Below are 13,413 nucleotides of genomic sequence, written 5' to 3'. Positions count from 1 at the left end.
TGAGCTTCGTTTATTTGGCTTCGACGATGATTTTATTGAAATAGTTGGGCGGAATCGGGTTTTAAAACACGCCCTAGACAAGACGATCGCTTTTTATTTTGGATATGGCATGGAGGCAACCCTTTTGAATTATATTGTTCTGGATATTGAATTTAACGGCCGCAAGTTCGCCAGTCCGCATCCGATGGAAGTCATCGAGATCGGAGCTGTTCGGCTGGACGAATCGCTGCGCGATACCGATACGTTCTCGGCATTCATCAAGCCCGTTTATTTTTCCAAGCTCAATTCGTTTATCAAGAAAAAAACGGGAATCCCGCAGGAGTCGATCGATACGGCTGCCCGCTTCCCGAAAATCATTGCCGATTTCCGCGATTGGCTGGACGCCAGTCCGGGCCCTCTGACATTCGTCGTCTGGGGCGGCGAAGACATCAAACGGATCGTCCAGGATGTGCGTATGCACAAACTGGAAGAAGCCTATTGGACACAGACGCCGTCGCTGGATCTGCTCAAAGGCTTCCTGCTGACGCAGGGACTCAAAAACGACGTCAGCGTCGAAGGCGCCCTCGATATGCTGGGCATCGAAGCTTCGGGAGCCGCGCACCGCGCCTTGGATGACGCCAAGATGACCGCCGATATTTTCCAGGCCGTCTACGACAAGCTCGACCTGACGCTCGCCAAAGAGTACAAAGACATGTTCTCGAACTCCAAGGAACGCCGCATCGTTCGTTCGGCCGCCAAATCTCTCGCCGCCCGCCGCGTCTTGCCGACCTGGGAACTCGCGCTGAAGCATTACCTGGACGGCAAGATCGCGTTCGACGACCCCCGCAAAGAAGCCGAGCTGCGCGCCTACTTCGATGCGCTGCCGGAATTCCCGATGCCGGCACGGGCGGAGGAAGCTTCCGAAGAAGCTGCTGTGCAGAACGGTAAAGCGGCTAATAAAGATGTGCTGAACGAAGAGTCAAACCCTACACAGTCGGATGATTCGGAAGCTCAAACCGGAGAAACGACGGAAGCTGAAGCTTTGGACGGCGAATCGCAGGACAACAGGCCGTCTATTTAAGTCGTCGTGTGAAAACCAAAAAAAGCCGATCCGTGCACTTGAGTCGTTCAAGCACCGGATCGGCTGTTTGTCTTCTGGTGTATCCACAAATTTTAGATGAATGATTAACTGTCCGTTTATGCCATTCCAATTTATTACCACTTCCAAGTTATTTGATTCCGAGAAAAAGATCGAGTGCTTTAGTGTTCACTTGGAAATTACTGCTCTCTAATAGAGTCTCGGGTGCATTCACTGTTTTGATTCCACTGGAGACACCCTGCAAAGTCGAATAATAATTGGAGCGATTCTGGTCATACGTCGCTTTATTTACTTTTTTTGCCGCGAACCGTATACGTATAAATTGAGTCGTCTCCAGGGACACCGTGCCCCTCCCATGAAAGAGTGTTAATTTCACGAGTCGTTAGGGTTGTTCCGTTCAAACTTATCTGGTAGTCTCCAATGCCTCCGCGCCGCCGCTTCCATCTTTTCCGACTGCGATTATTTTCCGGTTTTTTTGTGTTTAAACATTTTGAGTCCTTGATAGGCATCGATTTTAACCAAAGCAGACATCCCAAAGTTATTTCATCATCAAGTTGAAAGTTTTCGTGAATCCACCTAGATGCGGTCTCAAGAGAAATAACTGCCCTGAAATTTTCTCTTTAATTTCATTCGCTAGTCCTTTTGCAACCACTTTTCTTTCGACTAGAGTTCCCTTGCCGTTTACATACTTGTAGGTTTCAATAATGCCGGTATTGGAACTTGTATCAGACATATTATAATTCTCTTGCTTAAGTTTTCCGTTAATATATTTGCTGCTAGGTAACTTCGCAAGTGAAGTATAAGTTCCTTCGTAAATTGAATTTTCCCAAGCTACCATCATGCTTTTTCTATATTCTGCTCCTTTTATAACCCCGTTTTTTTGCTTTTTCTGATAAATGAATCCGTAAATATCGCCTCCATGTTTAAAGTTCCCAGACAAAAACTCTCGTGCATACCTGTAGGGGAGATCAAAATGGATAAAGGTTTCGGAATCGAGATATTCCATATAGTAACCGGTTACATCACTATAGCCAGTGTACCCAGAAACGAATTCATTATCTGCAAATTGTCCCATTTCTACATCATAGCCTTCCTCATCACTTCCATGTTGAAAAATTGTGACACCGTAACCGTTTTGCTTATCGTTGCCCCATTTCCCTTCATAAGTCTCTAAGGCATCGTACGGTTTTTCGATCACATATTTCCCTTGGCCGGAACGTTTGCCGTTTACCCAAGTGCCGGAATATGTTTTGGTGATCCATTGATCTTCAACGTAGACGTTGTCATTGGGATCGTATGAGTTGTTGGTCCATTTCATCGTTCCTTTGCCGTGCGGCTTGCCATTTTTGACTTCACCGTAATACTTGGCTCCGTTAATGGTAAGGCTAACTTTCTTCGCTGCAGCAAAGGTCGTTGAAGGAGCGAACGAGCATAAGACGCTAAAAGTCATGATCAGGCAGAGTACAACTGTTATCCATTTTTTCATAATAACCCTCCTTGTTTATTTGATGCCAAGAAACTTATCGATGGCTTTAAAATCAATTACAAGCTCACCGGTATCATAAGAACCTACTTCCCTTCCAGAAAGAGTTTTGGTTCCACTAGCAATCCCTTGAAGAGAAGCATAGTAATTGGAGCGATTCAGGTCATAAGTGGCTTTACTTACTTTTTCCCCTCTTATCGTATAGGTATAAATTGAACCGTCTCCCGGAAGACCGCGTTCTTCCGACATGGTGCTAACTTCTTGGATGGCTAGAGTAGTTCCAATAAGCTTGATCACATGCTCTTCTACCGCCCAACCAGCTACACTTGAATAACCAGACTTACCAATCGCAACTATAGCCCCTGTTTTTTTGTGCTTAAACATTTTAAGTCCTTCATAAGGAGTGCTTTTGACAAATCCGGCTACCCCAATATCGAAGTTTGTATGAAAGGTTCCATATTCACTCGCGTAACCCTGACCTCCGCTTTGTCGGATCGGTAACGCTTTTCCATTTTTGAATGTATAAGCAAGGTCCATAGACTGCACAGTTCGATAATTTTTGCCTGCAAATAGTTCCGGTATTCCGTCGCGGTCGAGATCAACGAGCGTAATATACGATTCGTCCGAACGAAAATCATCCCCCCCACCTGACTTCACATAATCTCGAATATGCTTTTGATAAGCTTTTTTCCAGCCTGTTACCGATGCGGCTTGTGCAGGTGACTCGGAAATACCAGTAATCACTATCGTAAGCACCGTTACAAGAAGAATGGTGACCACTTTCTTAGCAATAATCCTCATATTTGATTCCCGCCTTTCTAAATTACTCAATCTGCTCTTATTATTTGCTCAAATCAATTTTGTCCAGCAATTTACCAAACATGACATAAGCTTGCTCTGCCGTTAGTTTTTCTCGCGGCCCGAAATCTCCTTTTCCTGTTCCCTGTATAAATCCAAGTCGCACGGCTTCGGATACGTCACTTTTCGCCCATGAAGCAATCTTTGCGGCATCCGCAAAAGCAGGTATTTGAAGATTGGCGCCGGCCGCTGTCTGGTTTCCGAGTCCGCTCTGACGGTAGACGTTCATTAAGATGACCGCTGCTTCCTGACGGGTAAGGCCAATTTCCGGCGAGAAGGTAGTTGCCGATGTTCCTTTCATCAGTCCGAATTTCACTGCTTGTTTCACATTTGAGCTAGATGTATCAGTAAATAAATTAGGGAGTCCATATTCTGTTAGGGCCCCAGTCGCCAACTTATATAGATTCAGGCTAAGCTGCGCAATCTGCAGGCGACTAACTGGTCGAGCATGATTATCCTTAAAGTACATTTCCAAGAGACCATATGCCCTTAGATGTTCAAAAGAAGGTTTGGCCCACATACTCACTTGATTATTAGAAGTCACATCATCTACAAAGAGATCGACTTGTGCAAGTTCCAATCCGTTTCGAATATTGAACCTAGTTACACCTGCTTTTTTGGCTGTAATCGTTCCATCCGTGTTCATAGTAGCAACCGGAGCCGCCCAGCTTTCGATCATAAGTGGAATTGGACTATATTTAGGACCACCCGGTTCGTATACCAGCTGCACTTTTTCTCCCACGGTCATATGAAGAACATTTGCATACATGTTGACTTTAGGAGCCGCTTTAAAAAAAATCGTTTCGTAAGTAATGGAAGTTGGCTCTTCTTCAGTTGTATATAATCCATTGATTTCAACCCGAAATCGCTCTTCTTCCTTGTAGATCCCAGTCCCATCAGGGCGAAATACAATGTTGAAAGGAACTCCGTATCCCTGATTGTCGACGCTGAAAAACTTCCCGTTCACATCTTTGTCTGCTTGGCTAAAATTCCATGTGTTCCCATCTGATTCGCGTACCAGTTTAACCTCTATATTCTGCATACGATTGCTGTTGTACTTCTCGGGATTCAACGAAACTGACCAAGGATCGCGAGCGCTCCATACTTCCAGCGGAAATAAGTTAGCGGAAGGCCAGGCTACATAGTCGTAGTCGACTTTTTCGGTGCGGCTCTTATCAAACGAACGCATATTACTATAGACTTCTTTTCCATAGTCAGTTTGCTTATATACGGCTCCAAACATTGTTTTCTGCATAGACGGATTCAAAATCCAGCGCCGATGACCGACTTTAGCAACATTGGAGGGATCCGAATCAGACATATAACTGTCAACGACACTAAAATACAGACTTCTGTCACCGTAAGCGATATTGCTCTCGCTAGTTCCGCTATAACCCGATTGATATAATCCTTGATTCATATCCGTCGGTCTAGATGGATTATGGCTGAACGAACCGGTTGCATTCAGTAACGCCGCCGCCTGCTGCTGATAGCGACTCGGCCAGTCCGGTTGAATATCATCCGGCAGTCCGCTGATGTAGCGCACCAGATTGACCGCGTTGATTCCATCCAGAATATATTTGTCTTTCAGCTCGCCAGAAGACATTGGAGTAACGATATTCGGCAGCGATTCATATGCCAAGTCGTCATCGAGATAGCCTTCTGACGAATCCATTGGGAGATAGGATTTCATCTTCTGCATAATTGATTCGCGTGTATGCTGCGCGATATTGTCCTGTACATTCTGGGCATGAACCTGGTTGGTCAGCATGCCAAGTCCCGCGATCATGAATGCAGCAACGATCAGCAGAGAACGCGCAGATCCCCTGAATTTGACTTTCATAAAGGTTTTCTTATTCATCAGAATGCTCCTCATTATCGAATCGGTTCCTGTTCATCGCTTGTCGTTTTTCAGCTTTCTTCTCCCGACAAAATTTTGCGCTTAGCCGTCTCGTATTCTTCTTGAGTGATTAGTTTCTGGTGCAGCAGTTCAGCATATTTTTTCAGCTCGTCCGCCGCTCCAAAACGCTGGTCATTCCCGGAAGAACGAGGCTGCCTAACTTCCGGAGACTGGCTTGCCGGAATATTTGCCGGGCCAACCGCATCCTTAGCCCTGCGTAGCTGTTTCTGAAATTCGTCGATCTCCGATTTGTTATACAAATTAATGCCAACGGCAATGCATCCACCTGCAAGAGAAATTTCAAACACGTTTTGTCGATTCAAAATATACATAGGGAGCGCGACATCATACGCAATTAAAAAAACCACTGCGGCAACAAAACATATATTCGCGAGAGCAGTAAAACCTTGCGCCGCATCTGCGGCTACTATTGCAATAAATAAAGTGATAAGGAAAAGAACAAAAGCAGTGATTCCAATAATAAGCAGGTACAAAGGATTGGAGCGCGAATATCCGGTTCCCGTGACGTCTTTCAAATCTACTGTCCGTTCTTCGAAAGAGGTCTTCATTCTACCGTTCACTCGCTGGTAGCACTTCCCTTTGAAATAGGCTCGTTTATCGCTCAGAACCGCGAATCCTCTGCTCAAGCTCTGATTGTCAAAAAAATTAATAATATAGCCGTTACCCAATGAGGCTAAATAACGTTCGCTTGGCTCCGCAAACAGTTGCTGGATGCTGTTGTGCCAATCGCAAAAAGAACAGGACCAAATACCAGCAGGACGACTATAAATAGAATAGGAATTCCGGGACCAATCGAACTTGATCCTACTGTAAGTGTCATTTTATTTCGCTCCTTTCAAAAGCAATGCCTGCAGCCGGGTAAGGCGCAGGCTATCATTGAGGATGTTGAAATTATTTGATACCGCTGAGGGTGACGTTATACAGAATAGCGTCAGACCCACCTTTAGTTTCTTCAGCTGCGTAATCATAACCGGTAGTGCTGATTTGTAAAATCTCTACACCTCGCAGATCAACCGTTAACGCAACTGGATCTATCCCGGCTTTAGTATCATAAGAAGAAATTTTGGTATATATGCCCTGTTTATTTAAACTCCCGAATTCGATGTATCCGTTAGAGCTGGACCCTAATGTAGTGTAAGGAACTACCATACTCGCATTTAAGGAACTGTATTTCGAATCGAGAATATAAACGATCCTTTGATTTGTCCAGACTTTATTGAAAGCATTAATTTGCTTATCCAACAATTGGAACTGCGCATTTTCCCCCGTAGCAATAGAAGAAGTTGAGCTATTGTTTGAGTAAACTTCAAGCTCCGCTAAATCCGTCTGTGCAGCCATAGGAGCCTGCCCCAGATAGATCGAGGAGCTGGCGCTATCCCATTTCACCGGCTTAGTGGAATTGGTCAGAATATCAGATACCGCGCGCAACGGCAGATAAGTTGTTCCGTCATAAATAAATGGCTCTACTGTTTTACCTTTGGAGTCTTTCGGAATGGACAGCTTACCGTCGACGAACAGCTTAATGCCGCCTTGGACCACGCGAATGTTCATCAGTTCTCCCTTAGACGCGGCGATTGCCGTTCCTCCGGCTATAGCAAATACCGCCGTAGCCAGTACTCCGAGTGCGAATCCTTTAATTTTGTCGCGATTGATCTTCATTCTGTAATTTCCCCTCTATATTCTTATTTATATTCAGCTTGCTCTTAAAGCCAAGGTAAAATTAACGAATTGCGTTTCTTCGCCCTCTACCAACTCACCAATCAGCCCGTAATCCAACTTAAATGGTGCAGGACTGTTGTTGATAGTATAACCGTCGGCCTTCAACCAGGAGTTCAGCTTCAATTGATTAGCCTTGATCCATACCATGCCGTTCGCGCCGGATTTCGCCACGATTCTTTTTCCGCCGGAACCGGCAGGAGGATCGATCTGAATCGTGGTGTTTTTAAGCACCTTGCCTTTGCCGTCCACCAATTTGATGCCTACTTTACTCGTATCGGTGAAGACGCCGCCGGATAACGGATAATTTTGGCTTCCTTTGAGAACCGCGCGATTCATTACACCGTTGTCGCCTTCGATCTCGACCGAAGTCATTTTGAGTACGTAGTAATTATTGGCTTTCAGTGTAGTCGTTTCACGAGAGTAACCTTCTTTCTTGAAGCTGTTATCCCAGATTTCAATGGTCTGTGCGATGCCGTCCGTGGAAGCAAGATACAGTTTGTATTGGTCGCCTTTTTTGAAACCCGCTGCATGTTTGAAATGAAGATCGTAGCGTTGCAGCTTAAAGTCGTAATTGGAACTTCCCGCGACTACCGTGTCCAGTATCTTGTTATCCATGGTTGCCAGTTGGAACGTGAACTGCGGAACATAAGTCGGTTTGCCATAGTGATAGTTGATATAATTCAGACTTACATAGACTCCGCCTTTATCGACTTTCTTGGTGTCGTCATACTTGACCTTCGAACCTGCCGCCATCGCATGTTCCACTGCTCCGCTTGCACTGACCAGCAGCGCTGCCGCAGCAGCCAACATCAATCGTTTTGTCCATACTCCGAATTTCATTCTTCTTCCTCCTCTATCCACTTCGTTACTCATTCAAAAATTCATCTTCATTGACGATCACTTCGCCGACATTCGTATGCGCGATAATTTGCTGCGGCTGCAAGTCGAATCGATTGACTTTGCCAAGACGCAGGGTGGGAGCATCCACACGATAATCGACGGATTCGCCGGTATCGGCATCTTTGTAAGAACGTTCGAAGTCCCACACATACAATTCTCCAGCTTCGGTCAGCGCCGCGCTGCCGTAATACGCTTCTGTGCCGTCAGCAGAAGGATGTTCGAAGCGCTCAACCTTCTCTAACAGAAGCGGCGGCTTGGCGGATGCGGACTTGCTGTCCAGATCACCGCCCACGGGCCAGCCGTAAAGGCTGCGGTCCTGCGTCATGACCATGGCTCCGCCAAGCGTACCGGCTCCGTCTTCGATATACAGTTCTTCGACGTTCTCGAACAGCTGCACCAACTGGGACTGTGTAGAGGTTTCCTGCTTGCTGTCGGAGGTACCTGTAGCACCTTCGTCTGCGGATTTCCCTTCGCCGGGATCGGCGTAAAGCGCATGCGACTTCGTTAGCAAAAGCGGAACGTCGCCAGGGATGAACCGTTCGATTCCGCCGGTGTTCTCTGTCAGCAGTTCGGCGTGCGGAACTTCCGCTCCCTTATCGTCGCTCTCTATCCTGTACCGATAGAGGTTGGTCGATTCGTCAAGCGCATACTGTGCCATACCGTCCTCAGTCTTCAAGTATTCGGTAAAATCCGGCAGCGCTTCTTGTTCTTCATGCTCGCAGCCCGACAGCATCGTTATCCCAAGACAACAAGCAAGCAAAGAGCGGCATAAGACCTTATGCGAATTCATACTGCGCCCCTCCTTTTATTCACTGATCGTCCCCGACAGATAATTCTGAATGTCCTCGTCCGACAGCCATCCGTTATCGCCGTTGTAACGAACCAGCTGCCACTCTGGCTTGCCTCCCAGCGCCACCTGCTTGAGCACCGCATATCCAGTAGCGCTTGGAACAAAGGAAGAGGTCGTGCCGGTATCAGAGTACGTGTACGCAGAGACCTGTTTGCGTTGAGCCTCCGACCACTTTTCCATGGGGACAAAATAGTCCTTCAGGTCAAAGCTGCTGCTCAAATCGTCTTCATCACTCGTGTACCAACTTAGATCCGCATAGTAATAACCACCGCCAAGCGAATACAAGGAAGTTACCTGCGGCACCGTGAATCCTACATATCCCGCGTCAGGCGAGACGATATAGGTGTCGGTTCCCTCCTTTCGAAAACTCGGGATCGAATTCTCATCCGCGGCAGAAATTTCACTCGATTCTTTCGTGCGCTTCTTCTCGTCTGCAATGCGAATTCCCATCGTATTTTTCGTAAAGCGATTTAATGCCTTGGTGTTATAAGGCTTGTAATAAAAACCACCCCACTGCCGCTCTTTCGCTCCCGGCGTTCGCTTCGGGAAGTTCGCGTCGTAATCGAACATACCACGGAGCAGCAGGTTCCAGGACATCCATTGCTGGATAGCACCGCTGTCGTAATCGGCGGTATTGAAAGTCTGGTCTGCATCTTCGCCTTCCGCGTATCCCGCTCCCGTAAGACCTTCAAACTTGTAGAGAAAGCGGTTCAGCTTCTCTTGTTCAAATTGGCTTGGATCAAGCTTCTCCGCAGCAGCCAATGAAGGTTGAGCCGCCTGCTTGAGCTGTGCCAAGAAAGCGGTGATCTTGTCCGTATTATTGTCGAGCGATATGACGAATTCCGGGCTGCCTGTTCCCCCGTTAACCAATTGGTTCTCTTCTCCGCCCGAGAGATATTTGTTCAACAGTTCTCCATATTCGTCTTCCGTAACTTCCCGCTCCGCTCCGTCTTCCGTTGCGCTGTACGCGTAAGTGAAACCTCCATCTTCGTTCGAACCGTTGTCCATATAGTTTATCGAAGCTTTCTCCGTGAACGCTCCGTTCTCCAACGCAAAGAATTTATGGTATCCGACGCGTTCAAGTTCCGAATAAAAGGTGAGATACACCTGATCCTTTCCTTCGATCAATGCCGTGGAACGGTCGCCCCACATCGAGAAGCCGTTATAGGAATCCTCGAATAGCTTGACCGGTTCTCCATCTTGCGATGTCCAGATTTCCTGAACATGGTTAGAAAAATAGACGGAAGGATCGCTGGTGTCTTTCTGTGCGTACAGCACGTAAAGCTCGTCTTGTCCGTCCTTATCGAAATCGATCAGATCAGCATACACCAGTCCTTCTTCGCCGCTATAGAGCACATCCGGATTCGTGACGATCTGCGAAACTCCGTAGGAAAAAGGCGGACTCATGATTCTATCGAGTACCTCGTAATAAGCTGCGGCTCTCTCCGAATCCATCGGTGCCTCCTTCGCAATGAGGTTTTTCGGCTCCGAAAAAACAGATAATGCCAACAGTGAGACGGCCACTGCCATCCTTACGGTTTTATTTCTTTTTCTCATAAATCTTTCCTCGGCACCACTCTTTAGTAGGTTTGCTTGTAATGAATGTCTTTTGGACATTAGGTCTGTATCCTCCTGCCTTTTCATTATTTTTTTGGATAGAGAGAATAAGGAAATTATAAGGGAGAGAGCGACTTTAAACAACTGCTTTAATGTATATTATAAATAAAATACTATGGAATATTGTGACGATTTGAAATTGCCTTTATAGTTTCACTATAAATATGAGTCATTTGTACAAATGGAGCCTGATCGTTGGAGAACGAATCAGACACCTGCGCAAACAACGGGACTCAGTCAGGAAAAATTGGTCCTCCGTGCAGGACTTGCCGTTTTCCTACATCGCACAGATTGAACGGGGAGAGAAAAGTCTATCTATGGAGAAGATCGCCTACGATTTGAACAACTTTAGTATTCAGGAACAAACCGGATTCTTCAAAAGATTGATCTTTATAGCTACCGCGTTCGAAAATAACACAAAAACCACCGAAGAATCTCATCGTAGATGATTCGGTGGTTTTTGTGTTTGAATCTAATCGTTATTTCGAACCTTTACGCTTCTCGTGACTATGCCTTGATATTCCCGACCGCTTCCTTGATCTGCTGCGACAGGTGCTCGACACTCTTGACCGTCTCGGCCAGATGCTAACGATCCTTCCCCGCCGACGCCATCAAATCGGACAAAAAAGCATTCTTTTTTCCTTTATTTACTGCCTCTTCTTCAGCGGGTTCTGCATGAAGTAATACTGCCCGGACCCGGCCGGTTGGCTCACAATCGCCGTTCCGCCTTCGAATTCGCCGACCGTGATATCGTTCGTCTTCAAGTCGACCAACGTTCTGCCGAAGCGGTCGATCAGCAGGCGGCTGCCGCCTTCGCGCTGCACGAAAGCAACGCCTTCCTTGAACGCACCGATCTCCGCTCCCTGATCCGTGAACTGCGCCGGAATCACCAGCTTGCCTGTGGTGCCGATATAGCCCCATTTGCCGCTGCGGTCGGTCGCGGTTCCGCCGACTTTGACAGCCGCCCGGCCTTCGCTGAACGGCTGACCGCCGGTATACTGGGCTTTGACGACGATTTTCCCTTTGGCATTTACGTAGCCGTATTTGCCGTTTTGCAGGAACAAGGCCAATCCTTCGCTGAATGGCGCGGCCCCGTCGAACTGCAGCTTGATCGCCACTTTGCCTTTTTTATCGATATAGCCCCATTTGCCGTTCTTCATGACCGGAGCCAGTCCTTCGCTGAACACGTTGACCATGGCATACTGCGGTTTGACGATTTCCTTGCCTTTGAGATCGATAAATCCGCCCAGATAGGTCGCGCCTTTGCGCTTCCAGACGACGGCCATGCCGTCTTTGAACTCATGCACTTCGTCGTAGGCCGCGGTGAATTTGGTTTTGCCGGCCTTGTCGATATAGGTCCATTTGCCGCCGGTTTTCTTGACGGCCGCGACGCCTCCGCTGAACCCTTCGACAACCCGTTCGTACTGCGGTTTGATGACTACTTTGCCCGTTTTATCGACAAAGCCCCACAGCTTGTTTTGTTGGACCGCCGCCAACCCTTCGCTGAACGGTTCGACGTCGCGGTATTGGGCTTTGATGATCGTTTTGCCGTTTGTGTTCGTATATCCGTAGAGCTTGCTGCCCTTGTCCCAGAACGAGACCAGCCCCTCGCTCAAGCTCCCCAGCAGGGCATAACTCGCCGGCTTCGCCGTCCCGTTCACGATGCTGACGGCGCTGTCCGCCGCGTATGTAGTTTGTCCGATTGGCGCCGCCGAGACCGATACGGTCAGAGCCAGTGCAAGCAGGATCGATGTTCGCTTTTTCAATGTCTTTTTCCCCTCTCTGATGTGCCTATGCATAAGCCTAGCATTTATTTACCCATGATGTCGGTTCAAGTATCTGTTTTAGCCCATTTCTGGCAAAATGTAAACCTTTGATTCCGGCTTCCCGTTTATTTGCACGAAAAAAAGACCCGGTCTTCAAGGAAGAAGACCGGGCCTGCTCAATCACGCTTATTCGGCTGCGTTACTCGAACGGATATTTCAGCCCCCACTGCGCGCGTACGTTGTCCAACAGGCGCATGATGCCCATCGACTCGGCCAGCGAGATGACGCCGCTCTCGCGTCGGCCTTCCAGCAGGGCGCGGCCCTTCCATAATCGAGCAGAATCATGGAGTGCTCGTCAATACCTGTTTCAGCTAATTCCTTAATTTATTGCAGTCCCGAACCATCCACTACGTACTGCTAGTTGTTCGCGATGAGCGCTATGCCAATTCCATGTGTCATACATGGTTTCATAATTCATGATACATATAAGACCGCTTGTAATTAAGTCAGGCTCTAATGAGTAGTTATGCGATAGTTCATGCTGCAAAGTATGAGCAGTAGTAAGCTGTAATTGATCACTTACTACATTGTAGCCTCCGTACGTCGGATTACTTGTATATCGGTAAGCAAGACCTCCAATAAGTTCACCATCTTTTGTGAAGTTATTATCGCCCGTGAATCCTATGACAAAGTCATATGATGTCACTCCGCTTCCTCTTAAATCACTAAGAATTTCGTTACTATTGTTACCATTGGAACTCCAAGAACCGTAACTCCTAATATCCAGATCAATGTCAAATTCTCTATTGAATTCGTCGTCAGCTCTCTCTACAATGGCTTCCGCTCTTTTTTGCCAATCATTTCCGTATTTGCTTCTGTATTCTTCGTCTCCATATACGAGTACTTTGGCCACTCTACCTTCTATGGCTTGAAGATTAACGTCGCTATCAGAGACAATATTCTTTCGAGACTCGACCTTCCCTGTGACCGTTCCATCTTCATCATATACCAAAGCTACAGAATCTCTTTCAATGTTATACTTAAATTTTTCTTCGTTAAGCCCAAGATTTTCAGCTTGATTCAAGGGTGTTTCTCCACCGATTTCAGCATAATTTTGATAAAAATTTTCCACTTCTTCATATAAACTAGTACCTTGACCGATAATGATGTTAGGTTACGCCCCTCGAAAACCCGCTTGAAACATACGTGTTTCCGATGAAC

General features: G+C 47.0%; 11 protein-coding genes. 1 reads left to right on the top strand and 10 read right to left on the bottom strand.

Going from position 1 to position 13,413, the window contains the following annotated elements; translation table 11 throughout:
- Positions 1-124 precede the first annotated feature (124 nt).
- On the top strand, positions 125-1,060 hold the full coding sequence (locus HRQ60_RS22705) for a 3'-5' exonuclease (protein WP_172200723.1): 936 nt from the start codon (positions 125-127) through the stop codon (positions 1,058-1,060).
- A gap of 556 nt (positions 1,061-1,616) precedes the next feature.
- Here the strand turns inward: HRQ60_RS22705 and HRQ60_RS22700 are convergent.
- The 10 genes from HRQ60_RS22700 to HRQ60_RS22655 all read right to left on the bottom strand — a co-directional run bounded on the left by HRQ60_RS22700 (position 1,617) and on the right by HRQ60_RS22655 (position 13,276).
- Entirely contained in the window at positions 1,617-2,564 is a 948-nt protein-coding gene (locus HRQ60_RS22700) for an MORN repeat-containing protein (protein ID WP_172200720.1), read from the bottom strand.
- A 15-nt stretch (positions 2,565-2,579) separates the two neighbouring features.
- Positions 2,580-3,362 carry a hypothetical protein gene (locus HRQ60_RS22695; protein WP_172200717.1) on the bottom strand — a complete coding sequence of 261 codons (783 nt, stop codon included), beginning with the start codon at positions 3,360-3,362 and terminating at the stop codon, positions 2,580-2,582.
- A 40-nt stretch (positions 3,363-3,402) separates the two neighbouring features.
- Positions 3,403-5,280 carry an S-layer homology domain-containing protein gene (locus HRQ60_RS22690; protein WP_172200714.1) on the bottom strand — a complete coding sequence of 626 codons (1,878 nt, stop codon included), beginning with the start codon at positions 5,278-5,280 and terminating at the stop codon, positions 3,403-3,405.
- 50 nt (positions 5,281-5,330) lie between these two features.
- Positions 5,331-5,900, bottom strand: coding sequence for an SHOCT domain-containing protein (locus HRQ60_RS22685; RefSeq protein WP_172200711.1), 570 nt, complete (start codon positions 5,898-5,900; stop codon positions 5,331-5,333).
- 331 nt (positions 5,901-6,231) lie between these two features.
- Complete coding sequence (locus HRQ60_RS22680) at positions 6,232-6,999, bottom strand: stalk domain-containing protein (protein ID WP_172200708.1); 768 nt, start codon at positions 6,997-6,999, stop codon at positions 6,232-6,234.
- A gap of 33 nt (positions 7,000-7,032) precedes the next feature.
- Positions 7,033-7,899 carry a hypothetical protein gene (locus HRQ60_RS22675; RefSeq protein WP_172200705.1) on the bottom strand — a complete coding sequence of 289 codons (867 nt, stop codon included), beginning with the start codon at positions 7,897-7,899 and terminating at the stop codon, positions 7,033-7,035.
- Between the two features lie 25 nt (positions 7,900-7,924).
- The gene (locus HRQ60_RS22670; RefSeq protein WP_172200702.1) at positions 7,925-8,749 is read right to left on the bottom strand and encodes a hypothetical protein; all 825 of its coding nucleotides are present in this window, start codon (positions 8,747-8,749) and stop codon (positions 7,925-7,927) included.
- Between the two features lie 15 nt (positions 8,750-8,764).
- The gene (locus HRQ60_RS22665; protein ID WP_172200699.1) at positions 8,765-10,426 is read right to left on the bottom strand and encodes a hypothetical protein; all 1,662 of its coding nucleotides are present in this window, start codon (positions 10,424-10,426) and stop codon (positions 8,765-8,767) included.
- 647 nt (positions 10,427-11,073) lie between these two features.
- On the bottom strand, positions 11,074-12,192 hold the full coding sequence (locus HRQ60_RS22660; RefSeq protein ID WP_172200696.1) for a WG repeat-containing protein: 1,119 nt from the start codon (positions 12,190-12,192) through the stop codon (positions 11,074-11,076).
- Between the two features lie 379 nt (positions 12,193-12,571).
- On the bottom strand, positions 12,572-13,276 hold the full coding sequence (locus HRQ60_RS22655) for a M12 family metallo-peptidase (protein ID WP_172200693.1): 705 nt from the start codon (positions 13,274-13,276) through the stop codon (positions 12,572-12,574).
- Between the last annotated feature and the right edge of the window lie 137 nt (positions 13,277-13,413).

Source organism: Saccharibacillus qingshengii (genome assembly GCF_013185195.1).
Taxonomy (GTDB): Bacteria; Bacillota; Bacilli; order Paenibacillales; family Paenibacillaceae; genus Saccharibacillus; species Saccharibacillus qingshengii.
The sequence above is the reverse complement of the archived record's forward strand: the minus strand, read 5'-3'. Positions and strand labels throughout refer to the sequence as shown.